The 25,034-nt window shown below is 66.3% G+C and carries 17 protein-coding genes; 3 read left to right on the top strand and 14 right to left on the bottom strand.

Annotated features, from left to right (window positions below; genetic code table 11):
• Nucleotides 1-14: 14 nt before the first annotated feature.
• Genes aprA through aprB form a run of 3 tightly spaced genes read right to left on the bottom strand, consistent with a single transcriptional unit; the run spans nt 15 to nt 2,485 of the window.
• On the bottom strand, nt 15-1,781 hold the full coding sequence (gene aprA / locus QZX93_RS13580; protein WP_295388428.1) for an adenylyl-sulfate reductase subunit alpha: 1,767 nt from the start codon (nt 1,779-1,781) through the stop codon (nt 15-17).
• Complete coding sequence (locus tag QZX93_RS13575) at nt 1,730-2,002, bottom strand: hypothetical protein (protein WP_295388426.1); 273 nt, start codon at nt 2,000-2,002, stop codon at nt 1,730-1,732. The genes aprA and QZX93_RS13575 overlap by 52 nt, the downstream gene beginning before the upstream one ends.
• Before the next feature lie 12 nt (nt 2,003-2,014).
• A complete protein-coding gene (aprB, locus tag QZX93_RS13570) occupies nt 2,015-2,485 on the bottom strand; it encodes an adenylyl-sulfate reductase subunit beta (protein ID WP_295388423.1) in 471 nt (156 codons plus the stop codon).
• Between the two features lie 507 nt (nt 2,486-2,992).
• Between aprB and QZX93_RS13565 the strand changes: the two genes are divergently transcribed.
• Nucleotides 2,993-3,724 (top strand): 16S rRNA (uracil(1498)-N(3))-methyltransferase, encoded by a 732-nt coding sequence (locus QZX93_RS13565; protein WP_295388454.1) that lies wholly within the window; start codon nt 2,993-2,995, stop codon nt 3,722-3,724.
• A gap of 131 nt (nt 3,725-3,855) precedes the next feature.
• A complete protein-coding gene (locus tag QZX93_RS13560; RefSeq protein ID WP_295388421.1) occupies nt 3,856-6,954 on the top strand; it encodes a response regulator in 3,099 nt (1,032 codons plus the stop codon).
• A gap of 81 nt (nt 6,955-7,035) precedes the next feature.
• On the opposite strand, the gene tsaE is transcribed toward QZX93_RS13560, so the two are convergent.
• From tsaE to QZX93_RS13510, 10 genes are all read right to left on the bottom strand, one after another.
• The gene (gene tsaE / locus QZX93_RS13555; protein ID WP_295388419.1) at nt 7,036-7,494 is read right to left on the bottom strand and encodes a tRNA (adenosine(37)-N6)-threonylcarbamoyltransferase complex ATPase subunit type 1 TsaE; all 459 of its coding nucleotides are present in this window, start codon (nt 7,492-7,494) and stop codon (nt 7,036-7,038) included.
• Nucleotides 7,494-9,029, bottom strand: a complete 1,536-nt coding sequence (locus QZX93_RS13550; RefSeq protein ID WP_295388416.1) for an NAD(P)H-hydrate dehydratase — start codon at nt 9,027-9,029, stop codon at nt 7,494-7,496. Before QZX93_RS13550 ends, tsaE begins: the two co-directional genes overlap by 1 nt.
• A 167-nt stretch (nt 9,030-9,196) precedes the next feature.
• The gene (locus QZX93_RS13545; protein ID WP_295394677.1) at nt 9,197-10,663 is read right to left on the bottom strand and encodes a glycogen synthase; all 1,467 of its coding nucleotides are present in this window, start codon (nt 10,661-10,663) and stop codon (nt 9,197-9,199) included.
• Between the two features lie 54 nt (nt 10,664-10,717).
• The gene (locus QZX93_RS13540) at nt 10,718-11,992 is read right to left on the bottom strand and encodes a hypothetical protein (protein ID WP_295389670.1); all 1,275 of its coding nucleotides are present in this window, start codon (nt 11,990-11,992) and stop codon (nt 10,718-10,720) included.
• Nucleotides 11,993-11,998: 6 nt separating this feature from the next.
• Nucleotides 11,999-13,255 carry a glycoside hydrolase family 57 gene (locus QZX93_RS13535; protein ID WP_295389668.1) on the bottom strand — a complete coding sequence of 419 codons (1,257 nt, stop codon included), beginning with the start codon at nt 13,253-13,255 and terminating at the stop codon, nt 11,999-12,001.
• 98 nt (nt 13,256-13,353) lie between these two features.
• Nucleotides 13,354-15,477: a glycogen debranching protein GlgX gene (gene glgX / locus QZX93_RS13530; RefSeq protein WP_295389667.1), complete on the bottom strand. Its 2,124-nt coding sequence runs from the start codon at nt 15,475-15,477 to the stop codon at nt 13,354-13,356.
• Nucleotides 15,478-15,898: 421 nt separating this feature from the next.
• On the bottom strand, nt 15,899-17,038 hold the full coding sequence (locus QZX93_RS13525; RefSeq protein WP_366760355.1) for an MFS transporter: 1,140 nt from the start codon (nt 17,036-17,038) through the stop codon (nt 15,899-15,901).
• A 35-nt stretch (nt 17,039-17,073) separates the two neighbouring features.
• The gene (gene aroC, locus QZX93_RS13520; protein WP_295389665.1) at nt 17,074-18,177 is read right to left on the bottom strand and encodes a chorismate synthase; all 1,104 of its coding nucleotides are present in this window, start codon (nt 18,175-18,177) and stop codon (nt 17,074-17,076) included.
• Between the two features lie 88 nt (nt 18,178-18,265).
• Entirely contained in the window at nt 18,266-19,627 is a 1,362-nt protein-coding gene (locus tag QZX93_RS13515; protein ID WP_295389663.1) for a TolC family outer membrane protein, read from the bottom strand.
• 206 nt (nt 19,628-19,833) lie between these two features.
• Nucleotides 19,834-20,319: a MarR family transcriptional regulator gene (locus tag QZX93_RS13510; RefSeq protein WP_295389661.1), complete on the bottom strand. Its 486-nt coding sequence runs from the start codon at nt 20,317-20,319 to the stop codon at nt 19,834-19,836.
• Nucleotides 20,320-20,420: 101 nt separating this feature from the next.
• On the opposite strand from QZX93_RS13510, the gene QZX93_RS13505 reads away from it, so the two are divergent.
• On the top strand, nt 20,421-20,693 hold the full coding sequence (locus tag QZX93_RS13505; protein WP_366760353.1) for a DUF4351 domain-containing protein: 273 nt from the start codon (nt 20,421-20,423) through the stop codon (nt 20,691-20,693).
• 29 nt (nt 20,694-20,722) lie between these two features.
• Here the strand turns inward: QZX93_RS13505 and QZX93_RS13500 are convergent, their stop codons facing one another.
• A complete protein-coding gene (locus QZX93_RS13500) occupies nt 20,723-24,916 on the bottom strand; it encodes an NACHT domain-containing protein (RefSeq protein ID WP_295389660.1) in 4,194 nt (1,397 codons plus the stop codon).
• Nucleotides 24,917-25,034 lie beyond the last annotated feature (118 nt).

Below are 25,034 nucleotides of genomic sequence, written 5' to 3'. Positions count from 1 at the left end.
ATTAAGGTGTCGCCCTATTTATAGGAGACGGCCTTGTCGATCAGGTCCAGGTATTTGCGCTTGAACAGCGTCCAGGTCTTGGTCTTGCGGTCATAGATCGAGTTGACGAAGCATTTCCAGTGCGCATCGTCCACCGTCTTGAAGTCGGTGCGATAATAGAAGCCGGGATAACGCGACTCCTCACGAAATTGCAGATGCTTCAGATGGGCCTCGGCGGCCAGGATGCGGTGCCGATTCTCCCAGGCGCGCAGCAGTTCATGCAGGTCCTTGGCGCGCAACTGCAAGGCGTCCTCCTTGAGCATTGCCAGCTTCCCCTCGGCCATCTCCATCATCTTGGCATTGGTCCGATAGCCGGTTGCCACCCCGGCCGCGTATTCGTCCATGATCTTCTGTAACCGCAACTGGAGCATCCGCGGGGTGATGTAGTGGGGGTTCACATCGATCGCGGTGCTATAGTCCCGATGCTCCAGGAAATTGCGTACCGGGCGGTAGACCTCGGCCACCAGTTCATCGACCGGGGTATCGAGCTGCGGCGGGTCATCGCGGTGGTCGATGGCAAACGCGATCATCGCCTTCACCGCGATGCGCCCCTCGGCATGGGAGCCGGAGGAGAACTTGTGGCCGGAGGCACCCACCCCGTCGGCGGCGGTGAACAGCCCCGCGACCGTGGTCATGGAGCGGTAGCCCCAATTCCAACCCGCGGGCAGGTGGTCCGGGATTCGGTCGGCCTCCGGGTGGTCCTCGTCGGTCGGCGCACCCACATCGGTGGGACCTGAGACCCAGAGACCGCAACCGCCGGAGTGGGAGCCGAGCAGATAGGGCTCGGTCGACATCAGCTCGGAGTTCCGCTTTTCCGGCTCGCTGTTTTCACCCGCCCAGACGCCGGCCTGGCCGATACACATATCCAGAAAGTCTTCCCAGGCCTCGGCCTCCAGGTGTTTGATCTCTTTGGGGGTCATGCGCTCGGCCAGTTGACCGAGTGCGCTCACGGTGTCGATATAGATGGGCCCCCGCCCCTCCCTGAGCTCATTGAGAAAGACATGGTTGCGTAGGCAGGAGGGGGTAACATAGGCCCGGTTGTAGGGGAAGTAGGCCTCCAGGAGCTGCTGAACCTCGGGCCTGGCCAGGTAATCCTCGCCGTCGGCGTTGACGGCCTTGGCCTTGAAGAACAGAAACCAGGCGCCGACCGGGCCATAGCCGTCCTTGAAACGCACCGGCACGAAGCGGCTTTCCATCATGGTCAACTCCGCCCCGGCCTCGGCGGCCATGGCGTAGGTCGAGCCGGCGTTCCACGCCGGATACCAGGTGAGGCCGGCGCCCTCACCCACCGAGCGCGGCCGAAAGATCCCCACACAGCCGCCCGCCACCAGCAGGCACGCCGTGCATCGATAGACATAGATCCGGTGCTCGCGCAGCGAGAAGCCGATCGCACCGGCAATCCGATTGGGATCGCGCCGGTCGTTGACCAGCTTGACGATGACCACATGCTCGTCGATACACTCGGGCCCCAGCGCCCGCCGGGCCGCCTCGGCGACGATCGGCTTGTAGGACTCGCCGTTGATCAGGATCTGCCACTTGCCCGAGCGCACCGGCTGCCCACCCGCCATCAATGGCTTATCCTCGTCGCCGGGCTGCTTCCAGATCGGCAGGCCCCACTCCTCGAACAGGTGGACCGAGTCGTCCACATGGCGGCCCAGATCGTAGGTCAGGTCATCGCGGGTGATGCCCATCAGGTCGCTCGCGACCATCCGTGCGTAGTCGGCCGGGTCATTGTCACCCACAGGTAGGTATTGATGGCAGACAGCCCCTGGGCCACGGCGCCGGAGCGGTCCAAGGCCGCCTTGTCCACCAGCTTGATGCGCAGGTCGTGCCCCGCCTCCTTCGCGGCCCGCAGCCATGGCCCGGCCTCATAGGCGGCGCCGCAGGCACCCATGCCACCGCCGACGATTAGGAGGTCGAGCGTCTCCTCGACGACCTCGGGCTTGCCGAATACACCTGCCATGCCAGGATTCCTCTAGGTGCGGATAAGCTGATCGGACGCCGCGGCGCGCAGCCCAGCCACCCCGGTGGTGAAAAAGCCGGGCTTGCCGATGTTCGCGAGCTCCGCGCCCGGCTTGCCGGCATAGGGATCGAGCGCGCCCGCCACCGTGGTGCGGATCGGAAACTTGAAGCGCTTCATGGTCCCGTTGCGAAACTTGATCGTCCACATGATGGCATCGCTGGTACGCAGTGGCTGCACGCTGGCGCCCAGCGGCACCACGTCGGCATAGTGCCGGACCTCAATGGCTTGCTTTGGGCAGTCTTTCACACAGGCATAGCACTCCCAGCACTGCTCCGGCTCCTGGTTGTACGCCTTCATGGCATGGCCGGTGTCGCCGCCGTCGCGGTCGAGCTTCATCAGGTCGTGGGGACAGATGTACTCGCAGGCGATCCGCTCCAGGCCCTTGCAGGCGTCACACTTCTCGATCCGCACAAAGCTTGGCATCGCGCTGAACTCTCCAGACAATTCAATGCATTTCACCCAAAGAAAAAGCAATTATCACGCCAAGGCGCCATCGCCTAAGGTTTTTCAGTGCATTACCTGCGCTGGGGCATGAACCCGGCGGGTAATCTGGAAACATGGTTCACGCGACTGTATTCCTTGGCGAGCTTGGCGCCTTGGCGTGAGACTCGTGAGAAAGCCCTGCGAGGGCGTCAGTCCCGCAGGTTAGTGACAGGGCCGGCTTACTGTCAAACCAGTCTTGCGCTCTTGCGTTGCGTTGCAGACAAATACGACTTCTGGGGTTAACCCAAGTCCGGGAATCGCTCACGCCAAGGCGCCAAGCTCGCCAAGAAATACAACAGGCTACAGCCGCTATTCAGACCATCTGCCGGGTGACTGGTCCAACGACGATAACGCACCAAAAAAACCTTGGGCGATGGCGCCTTGGCGTGACAACTGCCCACTCCAGGGTTAAGGTTGCCCCCCCATGTCAGCGTCGGCACCAACCCCATGCGCCTCCCCCGCATCTATCTCGACCACCCACTGCCCCCGGGGACGCAACTGCGCCTGCCCGAGGGTCCGGCACGCCACCTGACCCAGGTCTTGCGGCTCGCCCCCGGCGACCCACTGCGACTCTTCAATGGCGACGGCTGCGACCGCGCCGCGCACCTGGTGGAGATCGCGCGCGCCGGGGTGACCCTGGCGGTCGGGGCGGCCGGTGACGTCGAGGCCGAGCCTGCCCTGGCCATCCATCTGACCCTGGGCATCTCGCGCGGCGAGCGCATGGACTACGCGATCCAGAAGGCCGTGGAACTGGGGGTCGCGGCGATTCAGCCGCTGTTCACCGAGCGCAGCATGGTCCAGCTCAAGGGCGAGCGCCTCGGGCGCCGCCTGGAACACTGGCAGGGCATCCTGATCGGCGCCTGCGAACAGTCCGGGCGCCGCCGCCTGCCCGCCCTGGCGCACGCCTTGGCCCTGGAGGACTGGCTCGCCGTAGCCCCGCCCGGCACCCTGCTGCTCGACCCGCAAGCGCCGCAAGCCCTGGCACGATTGCCCCAACCGGGGCCGGCGGTTACCTTGCTGGTGGGACCCGAGGGTGGGTTGAGCCCACGGGAGCGGGAGCTCGCGAGTCGGCATGGGGTCACCGGGGTACGCCTGGGCCCCCGCATCCTGCGCGCCGAGACCGCACCGCTCGCCGCCATCGCGGTGCTCCAGGCGCTCTGGGGCGATCTGCGGGCCTGAGCCGCTGGCGCTGGTCTGGGTTAGTATCCTCGCTATCGCAAACGTTCCCCAACACCACCGCCATGCCGCTCACCCGCACTTTGTTCCCCGCTACCCATCGGCGTCGTCCGTCGTTGGCGGGCGCCGGCGCAATGAAGGCGTCGCCGGCGACCGGCGCGCGGCGGCTGCTGCTCGCCGGGTTGGCGATCTTGGTAGGCACGGCCATCGGCGTTGGTGCGGTCGCATTCTATCGCTTCCAACTCGATCAATCGCGCCAAGACTTTGAGGACGATCTACTCACCATCGCCGACCTCACCGTCAAGCAACTCGTCGCCTGGCGGGCGGAGCGCCTGGGCGATGGCGGGATACTGACCGACAGCCCATTCTTGGCCGAGGCCGCGATGGGCTGGCGCGCCGCGCCCGAGCCCGCCGCAACCCAACGGCTGCTCGCCGAATTCCGCGGCCTGCAACAGCATTATCGCTACCAGGACGTCAGCTTGGTGAACGCGGATGGACGCATCGAGCTCAGTCTCAGCGGTGCCGCCGGCGCACTGGCAGGCGAGGACGCAGCCGCCTTGGCCCTGGCGCTGCACAACCGGCGAGCGGTCCTGACCGAGTTGCACTTGGGCAAGGCGCATCCGTTCCCTCATCTGAGCGTGATCGCCCCGCTCTTCCCCGCGGCCAACCCAGAGCGCGCCGCACTCGGGGCCATTCGGCTGCTGATCGATGCGCGCAAGTCGCTCTACCCCCTGCTGGCCAGTTGGCCGACATCCCACAGCAGCGGGGAAACGGTCTTAGTCCGCCGGGACGGCGACCAAGCGCTGGCCCTGAGCCCGTTGCGCTATTCGCCTGGGGCGGAACTGCGTAAGGGCGTCGCGTTGAGCCGCACTGAGCGTCCCGCGGTCAGGGCGATACTGGGGGAGGCCACTAGCGTCATGGATGGGCGGGACTACCGCGGCACACCGGTGGTCGCGGCGGTCCGAGCGGTGCCGGACTCGCCTTGGTTCCTGGGCGCCAAGATGGACCGCGCCGAGGCCTTCGCCGCCGGCCGCAGCCGTGCGGTCCTCACGCTGTCACTGATGTTAAGCGGGGCCGGTGTGCTCGTGGCGCTCGGCGCCGCGCTTTGGCAGCGCCGGGAGAAGGCCTATTACCGGGCCGCCGAACAGGCATCGCGCGCCGAGATCGCCTTGCGCCGCGGCCGCGAACAGGAGATCGAGCGCCTCAATACCCAACTGGAGGAGCGGGTCGCCCAGCGCACCGCCGAACTGGCCAAGGCCAAGGAGGCAGCGGAGGTCGCCACCCGCGCCAAGTCCTATTTCCTGGCCAACATGAGCCACGAGATCCGCACGCCGATGAATGCCATCATGGGGTTCGTTCATCTCTTGCAGCAAGAGGACCCCGATCCGGCCCGACGCGACAAGCTGGACAAGATCGACACCGCCTCCCGGCACCTGTTGCAACTGATCAACGACATACTGGATCTCGCCAAGATCGAGGAGCAGCGGCTGGCCCTGGAGCGGCTCGAGCTCGATCTGGAGGCCGTGATCCGGGACGTCTGCATCCTGGTAGGCGCGAAGGCCTATGCCAAAGGGCTGGAACTGGTCCTGGATCTCGACCCCATGGCGATCGCGCCCGCGCCGCTCATCGGCGATCCGACCCGGCTGACCCAGGTGTTGCTGAATTTTCTGGGTAACGCGGTCAAGTTTACCGAGCGGGGCGCGATCCGCTTGCGAGTGCGGGCGATCGAAGACCGCCCGGATGACCAACTGTTGCGCTTTGAGGTCGAGGATACCGGGATCGGGATTGCACCCGAACACCTCGGGCGCCTGTTCGCGGTCTTCGAGCAGGCCGATAGCTCCACCACCCGTCGCTACGGCGGCACGGGCTTGGGCCTGGCCATCAACCGACGACTCTCCCAACTGATGGGTGGCGAGGTCGGCGTCACCAGTACGCCCGGGGTGGGCAGCACCTTCTGGTTTACCGCCCGGCTCGGTCGGCGGCCGGGGGCCGCGCCGCACCCGCCGCCGCCTCTGAACCTACGGGGCTGGCGGGCACTGGTGGTGGACGACCAGCCCACGGCCCGGGAGGTGCTGGCCGCCATCCTCACGGCCTGGGGGATCGCGGTCACGACCCTGGACGGCGGCGCGGCGGCACTGGCGCGGCTGCGCAGCGCCGAGCCGCACTTCGACCTGATCCTGATGGACTGGCGCATGCCGGAACTGGATGGCATCGCGACCGCGCGGGCCATCGCGGCCCTCGCACTCGCCCACGCGCCCATCCGACTGCTGCTCGTCACGGCCTTTGATGACATGCGGTTGCGAGGGGAGGCCACGGCCGCCGGTTGCGCCGGCGTACTGATCAAACCAGTCACCCCCGCGGACCTGCACGATGCACTGAGCCGGGTGTTGGCGGGAACCGCACCGACCGTGTCCACGGCGCGAATCACCCCATCCGCCGCCGCCGCGGCCCTCTTTGCGGCGCACCAAGGTACCTCGGTGCTATTGGCCGAGGACGACCCCATCAATCAGGAGGTCAGCGAGGGGCTGCTGCGCGCCGTCGGTCTGGAGGTCGCCATCGCCAACAACGGCGCCGAGGCCCTGGCGATGGTGCAGCGCGCCCCCTATGCACTGATTCTGATGGACATGCAGATGCCGGAACTGGACGGTCCGGTGGCCACCGGATTGATCCGGGCCACGCCCAACGGACAGCGCGTGCCGATCATCGCCATGACCGCCAACGCCTTCGCCGACGACCGCGAGCGCTGCCTGGCGGCGGGGATGGACGCCTTCATCACCAAACCGGTCGACCCGGTCGTCCTCTACACCTGCCTGCTGCACTGGCTGCCACCGGCATCCGCGCCCCAGCCGGCCGGCGTCGTCGGCGTGCCGGGGCCTGAGCGAGCGCCGGAGCGAGCGCCGGAGCCGGTCTTGGGGAAACACGCGATTCGCGACCCGGCGCTCTACCATCGCCTACTGCGTCGCTTCGTGGCGTCCTACCAGGCGGCGGGGCATGAGATCGCCGCCCTGAGTGCCCGCGGGGAGCGCCCCGCGGCCGCCGCGCTGGCCCACACGCTCAAGGGCGCCGCCGGCACCCTGGGACTAACCCAGGTTGCGCGCGGCGCCGCGGCGATCGAGCAAGACATCAAGGCGGCGCAGCCCAGCGCAGCGGGCGAGGAGCGGTTGCAGGCGGCGCTCGATGCGGCCGTAGCGGCAATCACTGCGCTGGTCGGCGAGGAGCCGGACGCCCTGTGATGAGCGAGTCCACCGGGTGCCTTGCCAGGTTTACGGCGATGGCCGGTATGGCGATCAAGACCGATCGCGTCATGCCTCCCATCAGGCCCTGCGGGCAAGCCCAGCCATCAAGGCCGATGCCGCATCGTTCTGTGCTTTCAAGATCAGTTGCCGTCCCTGCGGCAGATAGTCGATCCCGATGTCCAAATCCGCCGCGGGCAGCAGTCCGGCGCCGCGCTCGGGCCATTCGACCAACCAGAGGGCCTCCTCACCCAAGAGGTCGCGCAGGCCGAGATATTCCAGTTCTTCGGGATCGGCCAGGCGGTAGAGGTCGAGGTGGTAAACCCGGCGGGGTCCGATTTCATAGGGCTCGATCAGGGTGTAGGTCGGGCTGCGGGCGGCCCCCTGGTGGCCAAGGCCGCGCAGGATGCCGCGCGCCAGGGTCGTCTTGCCGGTACCGAGATCGCCGTGCAGATAGATCACGAACTGGCTGGGGAGGATGGCGGCCAAGCGGGCGCCGAAGGCCGTTTGGGCATCGGCATCGGGGAGCAGGATGTCCATCAGCCCTCCCCTGCCGTGGCCTTGCTATTGACGAGGGCGTTGGCAACCGGACGCAGCGCGGCCAGGATGTCGCCGGCGATCAGGCCCCGCTCACCGTCCTGGGCCGCGCGATCCCCGGCCGCGGCATGCCAGCAGACCCCGAGGCCGGCGGCCGCCGCGGCGTCCAGCCCCATGGCGCGGCCTTGAGCCAACAGGGCGGCAATCACGCCCGTCAGCACATCCCCGGCACCGGCCGTCGCCATCCCGGGGTTGCCGTCGGTGCAGAGCGCGGGCGGGCGATCCGGCTGGCCCTGGATCAGGGTACCGGCGCCCTTGAGCACCACCACGCCGCCATAGCGCTGCTGGATCTGGCGCGCCGCCGCGAAGCGGTCGCGGCCGATGTCCGCCGTAGTACACCCGAGCAGGCGGGCGGCCTCCCCCGGGTGTGGGGTCAGGACCCAGTCAGGATACGTCGCCGGCGACTCGGCCAGCAGGTTCAGTGCGTCCGCGTCGACCACCAGGGGCTTGCCGCACCCGCGCACCCGCTCCCAGAGTCGTCGCCCCCAGGGGCCGCGGCCGAGCCCCGGACCGATGGCGATCGCCGTGGCCCGCTCGATCGGCCCATCCAGCGACTCGGGGTCATCGACCGGGCCCACCATGAGTTCCGGCCGGGTGAGGTTGAGCAGTGGGGCATGCGCCGGGTGGGTCGCGACCGTGACCAGTCCGGCCCCGGCGCGCAGTGCCGCCTCCCCGGCCAGGCGGGCGGCACCGGACATCCCGGGGGCGCCGCCGATCGCGAGGACGTGTCCGAAGTCGCCCTTGTGGGCGGTACGCCGACGCGGGAGCAGGCGGGCGGACTGTTCGACCCAGTCGGTCCGGCGGGCGGACGGGGCCATCCCGGCATAGACCGCCGCGGGGACCTCCAGCGCGTCGAAATAGAGCGCGCCGCCATAGTCCGGGCCGGCCCCTGTGAATAGACCCTGCTTCAATCCGATAAAGCTGATGGTGGCCGCGGCGCGCACCGCATCCCCGAGCACGGCGCCGGTGTCCGCCGCCAGCCCAGAGGGGCAGTCGATGGCCAGCACCGGGGCGCCGCTCACATTCACCGCGGCGATGGCGGCGGCCCAGGGGCCAGCGACCGGCCGGTCGAGCCCGGTGCCGAACAGTGCATCGACGATGACGCCGGGACGCTCGGACAGGCCCTCGAAGGGATCGATCGCACCGCCCGCCGCGCGGTAGGCATTCAGGGCAAGGGCCGCCTCGCCACCGACCCGGCTCAGATCGCCAAGCTGTAGCACGCGCACGTCCAGGCCATCCGTCCGCGCCAGACGGGCGACCACATAGCCGTCGCCACCGTTGTTGCCGAGACCGGCGAGGACCGTCAGCCGCCCGACTCCCGGCCACCGTGCGCGCAGCAGGTCATAGGCGGCGCGCCCGGCGCGGTTCATCAATTCGATCCCGGGGATGCCATGAACCGCAATGGCCGCACGGTCCAGGTCGCGCACCTGGTCGGCGCGATAGAGTGCGTAGGGAAGTACGGGGATGTGATGAGGCATAAGAAAGGCCATTGTCCGCAAATGAACGCAAATAAACGCAAATGGGAAGAGAGATTCAAACATCGCTCAGGCCATGCACCCCCTACCCGCTCGCCTGCATCGCACCGAACCCAAAAAGCCAGTGATCTTTATTTGCGTTCATTCGCGTTCATTTGCGGACAATAACTTTACTGACATAGGTGGCGATAGATGTCAAGATAATGCTGGGCGGGCTTGTTCCATGAGTTGTCGGCGCGCATGCCGTTGATCCGCAATTGGCTGAAATATTCCGGGAAGCGAAACCAGAGGCCGATGGCGCGCGCCATGGCCGCCTCCATGGCGGACTCGGTCAGTTCGTCGAACAGATAGCCGTTGCGCTCCTCGAATGGCTTGTCCGAATAGTTGGCGTCGAACACCGTATCCGCCAGACCACCGACCCGGCGCACGATGGGGACCATGCCGTATTTCATGGCGATCATCTGGGTCAGACCACAGGGCTCGTAAACGCTGGGGATCAGGATCATATCGGCCCCGCCATAGATGAGGTGCGAGAGCTCCTCGTCATAGCCGAGCTCCAGGTGGGCATCGGGGCTGGACTCCAGTTCCCGCTTGATGCCCCAGAACCGATCATTCACTGCCGGTTCCGGGGCCGAGCCCAGCAGCACGAACTGACAGCCGCTCTCCAGCGCAAAATAGATGGCCCGCCGGATGAGTTCCACGCCCTTCTGGCGATCGAGCCGACTGACCACCGCGATGATCGGTTTGACGGCGTCTTCAAGGCCAAGGCGTTGACGCAACGCCTGCTTGTTCAATGCCTTTTGCGGCAACGTAGCGGGTCCGTAGGGCGCCGGCAGGTGGCTGTCAAACTCCGGGTTCCAGACCGAATAATCAATGCCATTCAGGACCCCGCCAAACTTGCCGTCATAGTGTTGGAGCAAACCCTGGAGGCCCATCCCCTGCTCGGTATACTCGATCTCCCAGGCATAACGGGGGGAGACGGTTGTGACGAAATTGGAGAATACAATCCCGCCCTTCATCAGGTTCGCCGCCCGGTGATCGGCCGGGTCGAGCAGTCGCTCCATGATCATCAACCGAGCGGGATTGAGCCCCACCTGGTGCAGCACGGACTCACCCACCACACCCTGGTGTCCCATATTGTGCAGGGTGTAGCAGGCGCGGGGCTGGGTCAGCCCCAGACCCTGATAGACCTCATACAGCAGCACCGGGACCAGGCCGGTCTGCCAGTCGTGGCAATGGATGACATCCGGGTGCTGGCCGGATTTCAGCATGAACTCGAGCACCGCCCGACAGAAGAAGGCGAAGCGGTGGGAATCGTCGGGCTCGCCATAGATCTTGCCGCGGCGGAAAAAGCTCTCGCGGGCGTGCTCGTCAATGAAATAACACTTCAGTCCGTCGACCTCACCGTATTCGACATCACACGAAACCCATTGATCATAATAAGGCACCAACAGGTCCCGATGGACCTTAGCCATGTCCGAAATGCGATCGAAGCGCAGGCAGTCGTATTTGGGGAGAAAGACCTCGACCTGGTGGCCGCGCAGCGACAACTCGCGCGCCAGCCCCTGGACAAAATCCCCGAGACCGCCGGCCTTGGCGATCGGTGCGCATTCGGCGCTGACCATGGCGATATACATTGTTTTTTCTTTAGCGTCGGTAAGTCTTGGTGTGGGCAATGCCTGGACGTGGACTCATGGGTCCCGCGTCAGGGCCAGTTCGGGCGGCGGATTGAGCGCCAGGGCCTGGCGCAACAGGGCCGGGTCGTCCACCCGCACCATCAGCTGGAAACGGCCCCCGCGACCGACCCGGAAGGGATGACCGAACAGATCGATCAGGCTACCCGGCGCCGCCTCCCCCGTGATCCGTAGCTCCGCCTCGATCTTCAAGCCCGCCACCACGCTCGCGGGATGCCCATAGACCAATGGCGCGACCGGGGCAAAGGTCACCGGGTCGGTCGGGACCGGGGGCGGCGGGGCCGACGCGGGCGCACCCGGGTCTCCGGGTGTCGGCAGGCGCAGCGGCCGACCGGCCAGCGCGCGCTGCATGAGGCCCAACGGCCCGGCCAGGCCCATCAGCGGCGGCGCGCCCACTGCGGCAGCGCCGCCAAGGGCCGGGGCGGTGACGGCCGGGTCCATCCCCGTGACCGTCACCAGCGGGAAGACCTCCACCAGCGGCCCGCGGGGCACTGCCAGCGCGGGCTCCGGGTCATCAATGGTGACTAAACCCGATGGCCCCGGAGTCTGGTGCTTCCCCAACGAAGTCATTCCAGGACCCGGCGGCAGCGGCCTTACAGTGAAGATCGCGCCGGGAGCGCGGTCCAATTCTCCCTCCCCTATTGAGGGATGGAGGGGTGGGGGAACGGCCAAGGCCGTTAGCCGCGACGCGACCTCGCAAGCGGCCAGGGCCTCGTCGCGGCTGAAGCCGCTCCCACTGACGCCTTTCATCGGCCGCGGTGGCTGGTCTGCTTCCATGGCCGTTACCGAGTCCCGGCGCACCAGGCTGACCCCGACCGGAGACACGTTGTCCAATGCATTGGAGCGGGCCAACAACAACCAGCCGCCATCCCCATTGGTCAGGCCGAGTTCAGCGTGATAGCGTCCGTGATCCGCCGCGACCTGGAAGGCGGTCTCACCGGCCCCCTCAAGCGCCACCGCGAGCAGGCCGGCCTCGGCCACCGCGTCGGCGCCGCCGTCGGGGCGCGCCCGACGCAGCCGCACCACCGGGTGGGGGTGGCCCTCGCCGCTCGGGAAACTGCCGCCGACACGCCGCAGATCGTCGGGCGCCAGACGCCAATGCGCACGCAGCATGCCGGGGCGACTGCCATAGAGTACCACCCCAGTACCCAGCTCCAGGCTGGGGAACTGCGGACGCAGCCGGTTGGGGGCCGCCGCCACCGGCTCCCTGGACAGGGTGTTATCGGACGGTCCCGCGGTCGACCGCCCGCCCGCGTGTTCAGGTCCGATCACCGGCCGTCAGCGCGCGGAGCCCGCCGCGGGGGTCGACACGCCCGCGCCGGGGTTCGTCTGGGGGGACACCGCTTCGGCCAAGGCCGGCGGGGCCGCGTCGCGGAGGGTGGCCGCGGCCGCGTCCAGTTGGGCGGCGGCCGGGACGGTGCGCGCGTAGAGGTGGGGCAGCCAGGCCTCACCCCAGAACAGGAAGCAACTGGTCTGCGCCTCCAAGATCAGGGTGCGGGCGTGCTCCAAGGCGGGGCACGGCGCCGACAGCCGCTCGCACAGATCCCAATAGCGGGCGCTCAAGTCGCTGACCGCGGTCGCCGCCGCGCGCTGCCGCTCGCTGCCCGACCACTGCGCGCGGTCGTAGCCCGCGGTGGGACCGACGCTCCAGGCCCCGGTCTGCACCTGGGCCTGAGCGACCGGCGGGTTGTCAGCCAGGTAGGCGCTCAGTGAGACCGGCGTGATCGGGTACTCGCCCCCACGCACCTGCTCCATGTAGGGCGCGAAGAAGTAACCGAAGAACCCGGACCCCTCGCGGGTCTGGCGGAACCAACCGCCGTTCTCCCCATCCGACCAAGTGGTGACCAGTCGCGACTCGTGCGGGCGCGGCGAGTCCCCGACGCGCCAGCGCACATCATTCTGAAACCAGTTGGCGTCGAGACCGTGCTCCTGGGCCTTGGACAGGTCGCGGTCACGCGGCACCAGGGTGATACAGACGCCCTCGTGGCACACCTGATAGGGACGGAAGGCGTCGGTGATGCCATCCTCGGGGCGGACCTGCACCCCGTCGACGACCAGATAGTGATAACCGGCCTCGACCAGGGCCGGGACCATTTCCATGGTAAAGGCCATCTCAGGGGGCCAGAAGCCCAGCGCGGTGCGACCGAAGGCGCGCAGCATGGCCGCGCGGGCGCGTGCCAACTGCTCGGGCCAGTCGGCCTGGGGGATGAGTGGAAAGATGGGGTGAGAGTGACCCATGCCGATCAGCTCGATGTTCTCCGCCCGGGCGTAGCCGTCGAGCATCTCGGGGATGTCCAGGATATGGCGGTAGCGATCGACGATGTCGGGGTCGAGCAGTTGTTCCAACAGGACACCGGAGAATCCGACATGCAGACGGGCCGTGTCCGGATAGCGGGCGGCGTAACGAACCGGGCGCTCGTAGCAGCGGATGATCTGCTCCGCCTCCTCGGGATTGGCCTCGATCAGCAGCCGCAGATTTCCCGGCGGCTGGTGCATGTGCAGCCCAAGGGCATGAAAGATCGTGCTGCCTGTCATCGTGATCGTACCGCGCATCGGACGACCCCGGGCGGGGCCGCGCTACCGGTGCCGATGATCGCACGGTCACTGCCCAGGCGCCAGACGGGGCGGCGGGCTCAAGGGCGAGCGGGCGTGGCGCCGCCGACCACCGGCCGCCCCTCCAGCACCACTACACTGCGCGCACCCAAGCGCAGCGCCCCGCTTGTAAGCGGCTGCTGGTCCGCCCGTTCAATCAGGTCGAGCGGCGCGGCGGCATCGGTGTCCAGGGCAAGATGCCAGACCTGCCCGGCGAGCGCGGGCAACGCGAAGGACTGCGCCGTGGCGGCCATGTTCAAGGCGATATAGAGCGGCTCTTCGGTACGCGTCACCGGTGCCAGGGTCAGGGCCAGGACCTGGGCGGCCGGGTCCGCCCAGGGCGCCTCCCCGACCCGCGTCCCATGCCAGGCGACGTCCGGCAGATCCGCCCCCGGGCGGGGCTGGCCGGCGAGGAAGCGGCGCCGCCGCAGGCTCGGATGGCGCTTGCGCAGCGCGATCAGGCCGCGCACGAAGCGCAGGTGCTCGCGGTTGGTTTCCACCAGCGACCAGTCGAACCAGCCGAGCGCATTGTCCTGGCACCAGACATTGTTGTTGCCCGACTGGCCGCGCAGGACCTCATCGCCGGCCAACAGCATGGGGATTCCCTGGCTCAGAAACAGGAGCGCAAGCAGGTTCTTGGCCTGGCGCCGGCGCAGGGTCAGCACCTGCGCGTCCGTGGTGTCGCCCTCCACCCCACAGTTCCAGCTCAGGTTGTCATCGGTGCCGTCGCGGTTCGCCTCGTGGTTGGCCAGATTGTGCTTGCAGTTATAGGAGACCAGGTCCCACAGGGTGAAGCCGTCATGACAGGTGACAAAATTGATGCTGTTGATCGGCTGGCGCAGATCGCCACCATAGAGGTCACTGCTGCCGGCGAGCCGGGTGGCCACCTCCGGGATCAGGCCGGGGTCGCCGCGCACGAAGCGCCGGATGCTGTCGCGGTAACGCCCGTTCCACTCCATCCAGCGGTAGCCCGGAAAGGAGCCGACCTGATAGAGCCCGGCCGCATCCCAGGCCTCGGCGATGATCTTGGCGGCGGCCAGGGTGTCCGAGAGCTCGATCCCCCACAACACCGGCGGGTGCTCCATGGGCTGACCATGCCCATCCCGCGCCATGGCGCTCGCCAGGTCGAAGCGAAAGCCGTCGACATGCATCTCGCGCACCCAATACACCAGGCAGTCCAGGATGAAGCGGGCCACGAAGGGGTGATTGGCGTTGACGGTATTGCCACAGCCGGTGAAGTCCAGGTAGATGGACTTGTCGAGTTGATCCAGGCAGTAAAAGGTCTCGTTGCCGAACCCCTTGAAGGACAGGGTGGGACCGCGGCCGTTGCCCTCGCAGGTATGGTTGAAGACGACATCCAGGATGACCCCGATCCCGGCCTTGTGCAGCGCCCGCACCAGGTCCCGGAACTCCTGGCGGTGGCTGCCCAGTTGCGGGGTCACACAGTAGCCCGGGTGGGGCGAGAAGAAACCGAAGGTGCTGTACCCCCAGAAGTTCTTGAGACCCGCCTCCCCCACCGCCGGGGGCACGTCCTGCTCGTCAAACGCCATGAGCGGCATCAGCTCCACATGGGTGATGCCTAGTTCCCTGAGATAAGGGACCTTCTCGATGAGCCCCGCAAAGGTCCCGGGGTGACGCACGGCGGCCGATGGGTGGCGGGTAAAGCCGCCTACATGCAGTTCGTAGATGATCATCTGCTCGGAGGACACCGGCAGCGGGGTATCCCCACACCAGTCATAGTCTTCGGCGAGCACCACGGCGCGCGGCGAATCATGGGGCATGACTCCATCGGCCGCGCGGCGCGCACGGTCCCAGGTACACGGATTGACCGCGCGCGCCCAGGGGTCCAAGAGTTCGATGTTGGGGTCGAAGCGCCAGCCGTGGTGGCGCGGATCATTGGGGCCATCCATGCGCCAGGTGTAATGAGTGCCGGGCGGCAGGTCCACCACCAGCAGGTGCCAAGAGAAAAAACTGTGGTTGACCTCAGGGTCCAGGCGGATGACCTGGAAGGGCTCAACACTGTCAGCCGCGGCGTAGAGTAGCAACTCGGCACCCATCGCATGGCGGCTGTAGACCGAGAAATTGATCCCGTGCTCTTCCTGGGTAGCCCCCGGCGGGTAGCGGCGACCCGGCAGGGTGCGATAGGGACCGAGAGCGTCTGACATAAACCTGACCTGATGCGTGGGACCGCGGGAGGCGCGGAAATGCCGGGACGCGTAGGAGTCAGGAGGCGTGCCGCTCAGGCCGCCGCCGCAGACCGCTCCCGGGTGCGCTGCGGGAGGCCGCTGCGTACCCGCTGTGAAGACGTCCAAGCAATTGTATTTTTTGTAAACTTCGCTCTATTACCGACGGGACGGCGAAGCGCAATCGTAATCATAACACGCACCCGCGACGGGCGATGCGCTCGGTGCGTGGTTGCGGACGCTCGCGCCTGGGAGCGCCGACAGTCTGTCGGCCGGACCGCGGGCGGTTCGCGGTTTCGCGGTGAATCGCGAAGGGCCTTGTTTTCGCGAGGACCCAACGGCGCTTCGCGCCGTCGCCGACAGAATGTCGGCGCTCCCAGACGCGGCGGGGTTTGGTGTTTGGTCAATACCGCCGCCCCAGGTCAACCCACCGCCACACCGCCCACAGGCCGATGAGCGCAGCGACCGCCCCCACGCCGAAAGCGGCGAAGGGACCCGGCGTCACCCAGAGGACGCCGCCGATCAGGCTCCCGATCGCCCCGCCGGCGCCGAAGCTCAGGCTGTTATAGAGGGCCTGGCCGCGGCCCTGGGTGCGGCCGGGAAAATAATGGTGGATCAGATGGATGGCGGCGACATGGAAGGTGCCGAAGCTGGCCGCGTGCAGACTCTGCGCGACGATCTGGATCGGCAGGGACGCGACAAAGGCGCCGATCAGCAACCACCGCAGCGCGCCAAGCCCCAGGCTCCAGAGCAGCACCCGCCGCGCCCCGAAGCGGATCAGCAAGCGGTGCATCACCAGGAACACCAGCACCTCCGCCACCACCCCGAAGACCCACAGCCCGCCCACCAACCCGGTCGAGTAGCCGGCCGCCTTGAGGTGGATGGAATAGAAGGCGTAATAGATACCGTGGCCCAACTGCATGAGAAAGCAGGCGCCGAGCAGGGCGATGACCTCCGGGCGGCGCAGCAGTCCACGCAGCGTCGGGGCCGGACCCGCCGCCTGGACCGGCGGGCTGTCCGGGACCACCAGGGTGCTGAGCCAGTTGGCGAAATAAAGGCTCAGAACCCACACCGGCACGATCGCCAACGGCGCGCTGTCCAGATGCAGCCCCAGGGTCCCCACCACCAGGATGAAACCCACCGACCCCCAGACCCGTATCCGGGCATAGTGGGCCGGCCGCGGCCCCAGGTGATTGAAGGTCACCGCCTCCACCAGCGGTAACGAGGCGTTCCAGAAAAAGCTGAACAGGGTCATCGCCAGTACCATGGTCCAGAAGCCGTCGGCGATAAAGACGGTGCCGAAGACCAGCACGGTACCCAGGGCGGCGACGCGCACCAGCGGCATCCGCCGGCCGCTGCGGTCCACCCAGTGCCCCCACAGCAGCGGGGCGACGATCTTGGTCGCCCCCAGGATAGCCATCAACTGGCCGACGGCCAACGCGTCAAAACCGCGCGACTGAAGATAAAGCCCCCAATAGGGGACCAGGGCACCGAGGGCGGCGAAATAGAAGAGGTAGCAGGCCGAGAGCCGCCAATAAGGCAGCGGCGCCCGGGGGCCGACGGCCATGGGCGCGGGGTTCAGCGGGGCGCCGCGGCCGGGATCGGCGGGGTCGGCGGGATCACATCGCCGTTCTGCGCGCGGTTACGCAACCAATGGTCGAGCAGGACGATTGCGACCATCGCCTCGGCAATGGGGGTGGCACGGATGCCGACACAGGGATCATGGCGGCCGGTGGTGATCACCTCCTTGGCCTGCCCGTCGGTGCCGATGGTGCGCCCCGGCAGCCGCAGGCTGGAGGTGGGTTTGAGCGCGATGCGGGCGCGGATGTCCTGCCCGGATGAGATCCCGCCCAAGATGCCGCCGGCATGGTTGGACAGAAAACCCGCCGGGGTCAGCTCGTCGCGGTGCTCGGTCCCCTTCTGCTCGATGCAATCGAAACCGGCCCCGATCTCGACCCCCTTGACCGCGTTGATGCTCATCAGCGCGTGCGCCAGGTCCGCGTCCAGCCGGTCGAAGATGGGCTCGCCTAGCCCGGCCGGCATGCCGCTGGCGATCACGGTCACGGCCGCGCCGATGGAGTTACCCTCCTTGCGCAAGTCGTCCATGTAGGCCTCAAGCTCCGGCACCGTCTGCGCGCAGGGACAGAAAAAGGGGTTGCGCTCCACCTCCGCCCAGTCGAACCCGCGGGGGCGGATCGGGCCGAGTTGCGAGAGGAAGCCGCGCACCAGGACACCGCAACGCTCCAACAGGACTTTCTTGGCGATGGCCCCGGCCGCCACCCGCACCGCGGTCTCGCGCGCCGAGGAGCGGCCGCCGCCGCGATAGTCGCGCCGGCCGTATTTTTGATCGTAGGTGTAGTCCGCGTGGCCGGGGCGGTAACGGTCGGCGATCTCCGAATAGTCCTTGGAGCGCTGGTCCTCGTTGCGGATCAGCAGGCCAATGGGCGCACCGGTGGTGACACCCTCAAAGACCCCGGACAGGATCTCCACCTGGTCGGATTCGCGCCGCTGGGTGGTATGGCGCGACTGGCCGGGCTTGCGCCGGTCCAGGTCCAGTTGCAGGTCCGCCGCGCAGAGTGCCAGCCCCGGCGGGCAGCCGTCGACGATCCCGCCGATCGCCGGGCCGTGACTCTCACCGAACCCGGTGACCACGAAGAGCTTGCCGAGGCTGTTACCAGACATAAGAAGGTTGGGTCCGCCAATGAACGCCAATGAACGCCAATGAAGAGTCGCTTTTCATACCATGCATCCCAATCGATCCTGGCACCCGTCAGTAGGCCGGCGGCATCACCTTATCGGCCGGATTCAGCCAGGCGTTGCCCTTGGCCAGGACGTCCCGGGTGAGCGTGCTGGTGGCCTGGTGGAGTTTGACACCGTTAAGGATGTAGGCATAGCGGGAGGCGAGATAGTCGAACTCCGCCTGGAAGAGTTGGCGCTGGGCGTTGAGCACATCCACCTGGGTGCGGGTGCCGACCTCCAAACCTGCCTGGGTGGATTCGAGCGAGGAGCGCGCCGATTTCACGGCCGCCTGGCGGGCCTTCACGTCCTCGATGCTGGAGTTGATGCCGCGGAAGGCATCCTTAACCTGTTGGTCCACCTGGCGGCGGGTCTGGTCCAGTTGATCCTGGGCGGCGCGAAAGTTGTAGCCCGCCTGACGGGTGCGGGAGGCGACTGCCCCGCCCTGGTAGATCGGCACCGTCAGGGTCAGGCCGATGAATCCGGCATCGGTGTCGGTATTGTACTGGGCGCCGGAGCGTGTGCTGCCATAGCTCGCCTGGAGCCCTACGGTCGGATAATACCCGGACTTCTGAATCTCGATGTTGGTCTTGGCGGAGGCCGCGGCGTCGACCGCCGCGACGATCGAGAAATTGTTGCGTTGGGCGCTATCGGCCCAGCGCCCGATCTCGTTGGGCTGCGGCGGACTCAGCGGCAGCTTGTCGCCGAGCCGGGCCAGGGGCAGTTGGATGGGCCCCACGATCACTCGCAAGGCCTCCCAGGCATTGTCCAGGACCGACTTGGCCTGGATCAAACCGGCCTTGGACTTGTCGGCGGCCGCCTGACTGTCATTGACGTCGGTGATGGCCACCAGCCCGACCTGAAACCGCTGCTGGGACTGCTCCAACTGGCGCTCGTCCGCGCGCACCAGGGCCTCCGATACCGTGACCGCATCGGCGGCCTTCAGCACATCGAAATAGGCCTGGGTCGTGCGCACCATCAGATCGATCTCGGCGCTGCGAAACTGCGCCTCCGCCTGGGCGATGATGGTCTCGGACTGCTTCAGGGTCATCCAGTTGGCGCGGTTGTAGACTGACTGGGTCACCACCGCCTTCCCGCTCTGGGTGCTGTAGTTGTCCCGATTGTTGAAGCTCCCGAATTGGGTCGTCGACTTGGACGATACATCGTTGTAGTCGACGGTCCCCTGCAACCCGACATTCGGCAGCATGGGGGCGAGCGCCTGGGGCCGGGTTTCCATCGTGGCAAAGAGCTTTTGCTCCGCCTGACGCAACTGGGGATCGCTCTGCACGGCGAGGTCATAGATCTGGATCAGATCGTCGGCGCGACCCGCACCGGGAATCATGAGGGCGGGCGCAACCACAAGGGTGGCGATCAGGGAAGGGCGCAGTGTCCGCATCACAAAAATCCTGGTACAGGGGGCGGCGGGGTCCGTCGACCTTGAAGCCGGACAGTATAGGCGACCCGCCCGAGCGGGCTCAATGTCAATAGACATGGCGTCCAGCGCGTGACCGAGACCCGCAAGGCAACTCGACGAAACATGGGGACTCCTCTTGCAACGGGACAAACTGTCTCGCGAGATAGATATTATCACCAGGGCGTCTGTCAGACAGCCGTGAGTTTGCCCAGTATCGCCGTGACCTGATCGATCTCCGCATCGCTCAACGTGGCCCTGACCCACCCACCGGTGCTGGCGATCACCTCGCCGATGGCGGCCGCGACGATGGGCAGCGCCGCCGCCGTCAACTGCACTGGCTTGACCCGCCGATCGGCGCTGTCGGTCAGGCGCTCGACCAGCCCCTTGGCCTCCAATTGCTGCAGGATCTTGGCCAGGCCCCCGGAGGTGATCAACACGGATCGCTGGAGTATCGAAGGGGTCAGCACCCAGGGTGGGGGCGAGCGGCGCAACGTGACGAGCACGTCCAACTCAGCCGGACTAAGCCCATAGCGGGCGCTCAGGGCCGCGGAGCGCTTCATATGCCCATCGCGCGCACGGTGGAGCGCCACGACGAACGGCAGCAGCCGGGCATCGAAGGTCTCCGGCCAGTGCGCACGGTGCATGGCGACCACGTCGGGCGGATCATCCTGCATGCAGGCAACTCCTTAGGGCTGAACGGCTGGACAGTTCCGGAATTATGTTGCTTGGAAGATGATTTGGCAATAGTATCTGTCTTGCGAGATAGTTTTTCGGGCTGCACGAGAGAGCCCTATGTTGCGTCGCCGTCGACACGCGGGCCTATCAGTCGATCTTTGCCGAGGGTAAGGTTGAGGGCAAGGCTGAGGGTGAGACTGCGGGCAAGGTCAGCAGCCTCAAACGTCTGTTGACGCGCCGATTTGGTGCCCTGCCGGCTTGGGGAGAACGGCGCATCGACGCCGCGTCGCTCACCCAACTCGACGCCTGGCTCGACGGCATCTTCGACGCCGCGAGTCTTGCCGACCTGATCGGGGCGGAAGGCGACCGCTAACCCAACGCCTGACGCTGACCGGCCGGCGGTCAGCAGAGACGGTGGCCGTCATGATTCCGCCGGCGCTGGCCCGGCGCGGAAGGCATCCATCGGGTAGTACATCCAATGCTCGCCGTCCGGCAGCGGGGCGTGCCAGCCGAGCCAGCGCCAGGCGTCGCGGCTCCAACTGACCCAGCGGCGGTTAGGACCGTCAGGGTCGTGCCAGACGACCCAGTTGCTCTCGGGGAGATTCTCAAGCGCGGTCTTGCAGAAAAACGCTCCGCCGCAGGGCTGAATCGTCCAGATCCGGATTTGTCCATCGGCGCCCGCCGACGCAAGCCAGCGCCCTCCGGGTCGACGGCGAGAGTCCAAACGCGGCCCCGGTGACCTTCCAGTTGTTGGAGTAGCTGTCCGGTCACCGGATTCCAGAGATTGATCGTGCCATACGCACCCGCTGAGGCAAGCCAACGCCCATCTGGGGCCGCCGTTAGCGCCTGCACCATACCCTGATGGCCTTGGAGCAGATGCAAAAGTCGTCCGCTCTCTGGATCCCATATCCGCACTCTGCCATCATCGCCCGCTGAAGCGAGCCAACTCCCGTCTGGCGCCGCGGTAAGGGCCTGAACCCAGTTTGTATGCCCTTCAAGCAAGTACAACTGCCGTCCGCTCGCCGGGTTCCAGATGCTCACATTGCGATCATTGCCGGCGGCGGCGAGCCACCGCCCGTCCGGACCAGCGGCCAGGGCACGCACGCGGTTATAATGGCCTTCGAGGCATTGCATCAGTCGGCCGTTCGCGGGGTCCCAGAGTCGCACGACACCGTCTTCGCCCGCCGCGGCCAGCCAACGCCCATGAGGAGCGGCGGCCAGAGCCCACGCAGAACTCTCACATTCCTCAATGCCATGCAGAAAACGGCCGTTCTTCGGGTTCCAGAACGCCACCCTCCCATTCGCGTCCGTGGAAGCAATCCAGCTCTCGTCGGGGGCTGCAGCGAGTCTCCAAATCCTGCCGCTTTGGCTTTCTATGGTGACAATCAATCTTAGTGCTTCGATATTCCAAATCCGGACTTTTCGATCTTCACCTGCGGTAGCTAGCCAACGTGTGTGGGGCGCGGAAAGCAGGGCCTGAACCCTAGCCTTATGGCCTATTGCTTCATGCAATAGTCGTCCGCACCCTGGAATCCAAAAACGTACCGTACCATCGCGTCCGCCCGCGGCGAGCCAGGTCCCGTTCGGAGCCACCGCAAGCGATACAACCCCACCCCTGTGCCCTTCAAAAATATGCAAAAAGCGACCAGTCACCGGGTCCCAAATCCGCACCCTGCCATCGTTACTCGCGGATGCGAGCCAATGGCCATTCGGGGCCGCCGCCAATGCCCATATTTTGCCCCAGTGGCCGGTGATACGGTGAAGCAAGCGCCCGTTCGATGGTTCCCAAATATACATAGTGCTGCTCTTGGTAGCCGACGCCAGCCAGTTCCCATCTGGAGCCACAGCCAAGGCCAGCACCGCGCCTTCCCGAGCTTCGAGGCGATGCAGCAGACGGCCGTGAACTGGATCCCATAGCCGGACAACCCCGTCTGAGCCCGCGGAGGCGACCCAGGCACCGTTCGGCGCTACCGCCAAAGCGCGGACCCGGTCTTGCTGGTCTTCAAGACAATGCAAGAAACGCCCGCTCACAGGGTCACAGACCCGAATCCTGCCGTCGTAGCCAGTGGAGACGAGCCAACGCCCGTCGGGAGATGCGACCAAGCAATTGATCTCGCCACGATGACCGACTACCGCCTGAGGATATGCTCCAGTCGGCGGGTTATCGCGGGCCGCAGTGAACAGTGTCGGCGGGCGGCCCTGTAAACCGACGGGGCGCAAGCAGAGCCATTGACTTTGGTAAAGCGTAGCGCTCGCAAAATCTGAGGAATTAGCCCCGCATCCATGCACCACGGCACCAGTCAGGTCCACGCCCCTGGCACTCACCCGGTCAAGCCGGCAGCGATCGAACAAGGTTCGGGCTAAGTCCGCGCCGTCGAAGCGGCTGCCGGTAAAGTCGCAGTCGATGAAACACCCCCCGTCGAGCCGGACGCCGGACAGGTCTGCGCCTCGCCAATCCATGGCTTGGTCTTTCTGTCCCTGCCAGCGTTGAAAGCGCAACGCTGCCCCCTGGAGTTGGAAACCGGCAAAGTCGGCGCCGGGCAGTTCCAGGTCATAGGCACGCAGCGCATAAGCGAGCGCCAGTTCGCTGACCTGCGCCCGGTAAGCCGCACGGATACGGGCTAGTGCAGCAAGGCAGGCCCCCGTCGCGCGGCCCGTAATCAGCCCGCCTAGGAAATCAAGCGTTTCAGGACTCGGAACCGGTATCGTCCAGTCATCCAATCGCTCTTCGACTAACGCCCGGTGTAGTGTGCGGGCGAGGAAAAACTCCATGATCGAGGTGTGCGCAAAGCGGAAGCGGTCATGCCCCTCCCGGACGATAAAGGTCGCATTACGCAGGTCTTCCTTGAGGATCTCCGGGCCTTCATCGCGACTCAAGTAGGAGCGGTATTCGATCTTCTCCCAACGCGGCTCGGCAAGGATCTGGTCCATCAACCAGTCGTTGAGGTCGGCATAGGCCAGGTCGCCCTGCTGTCTGGACCAGAGCCGCAGCGCCAAACGTTCCATCAGCAGCAACTTGTGGTCGCGGTTGATTCGATGCTTCTTCTCGTCGCGAAGGAGCCATTGGCCGACCATGCCCTCGTAAAGGTCTGCGATGCCAACCCGGCCGCCCTCACGTTGGATCGTCTCCAGTGCCTCGACTTGGTCTTGGATCAGCCGCAGGTTGTAGGGTCGACTACCCAGCTCGCGCAGGTCATGGACCTGATCGAGCATCGCGATCACCCGTCCGGCCCGGTCCGGGTCGTCGGAGAAAACCTGGCGGAAATAGGTTTCGACCTGATCGGACGAGAAGGGCAGGAGGGTGACCCACAGATAGTCCTCTCTAGTGACCACGTCTCGCTGCTGACCGTCCAGCGCGTTGAGTTGGTCCTGGAGGCTTTGGAAGAAATGGCTGCGGCAGGTCATGACTAGGCGGCCGACGCCCTCAGGTCGACGCCAGTCCTTGGGCGCACCTGGGGGCTGCTTCCAGAGAATGGGCGGCAGAATGCTCCAGAGCCGATGAATGAACAGCCGACATTGCTCAGGAGTAAGCCGGTTCATGGCCTCGTCGAGCCCATCGAACAGGATGAGGCCGCGCTGTTCTTGGGCCAGCCGGGCGATTTGCTTGGCGCCGGGGCGCTCCTGGCCGACCGGGATGTTGTAGGCGCTGCCGATCAGGTGATCAAGCATGGGTCCTAGCTCCGGCGCGCCCTTGGACCAGTCCCAGCCCATGGTGTTGACGGCGCGCAGGTCCAGGTAGACCGGCAGGGGCAGGTCCGGGTCTTTGGCGCGGCCGTCCAGCAGCACCCGGGTCAAGCGCTGGCACAGGGTCGTCTTGCCCATGCCAAGCTCGCCGAAGATCGCGCAGAACACATCGCCCTGCGGGTTGCGCAGCCAGTCGAGCAGGAAGTCGATGGCCGGGCGGCCCTCGGGGTCGGCCTGGCCCTTCAAGAGTTGGGTCACATAATGGCCGTCGTCGCAGTCGTCGGCACGGCGCAGATGGGGCAGTGCGAGGAAGTCCAGCGGGTCGCGGCGCGGCGCTCGTGTCTGGATGCGGCAGAGGATCTGCTCCGCCGCACGCCCGACCCAGGCATCACGGCCGGCGCCGCTGCGGCTGATCCAGGCTTTGCCCTGGTCGGTAAAGATCGCGCGCCCAGCCAGTGCTGTGCCTTGAAGCTTGTCCGGTGTGACCTCCTTGAGCGCCAGGGGCAACAGCGGGCGCTTGGTCTCTAAGGTGATCGCGCCCTTCTTCAGGTCCGCGATCAGGCTGGCGCTGAGCAATAGCAAGACCAGCCGGGCATCTCTAAGCCAGGTCCGGCGGGTCTCCTCGCACTGCTCGCCGACCGGGACGCCATGCCAATCGCGCATCTGCCAGTCGCAGCCACCGGCGACCAAGTGGTCCGCCAATGCCTCGTGGAGCTTCAGCGCGTCCTCGCGCTCCTTCTCGGCATAGATCAGCAGATAGCTGGGTTCGATACCCTCGGATTGGACGCTGACATACTGGTCCTGAAGGTCCGCCGGCAGACCCTGGATGGCGCCCTCGTTGAAGCGGGTGATGCGCTCGACGCTGTCGTCGTCGATCAGGTTGGGGACCGGCTCAAGCGTGTCGGGCATCATCCTTCACTCTGTGTTCTGTGTGCATCTGGGTAAGAAATCCAGCCACCCGCCGCAGGCCACTGATTCCGCGAATGTCTTCGAGGCCGCCCCGGATTCCGCTAGCGCTCCATCCGGGCTA

Source organism: uncultured Thiodictyon sp. (genome assembly GCF_903946935.1).
In the GTDB taxonomy this organism is placed as follows: Bacteria; Pseudomonadota; Gammaproteobacteria; order Chromatiales; family Chromatiaceae; genus Thiodictyon.
This window is presented reverse-complemented; position numbering and strand designations above follow the sequence as displayed.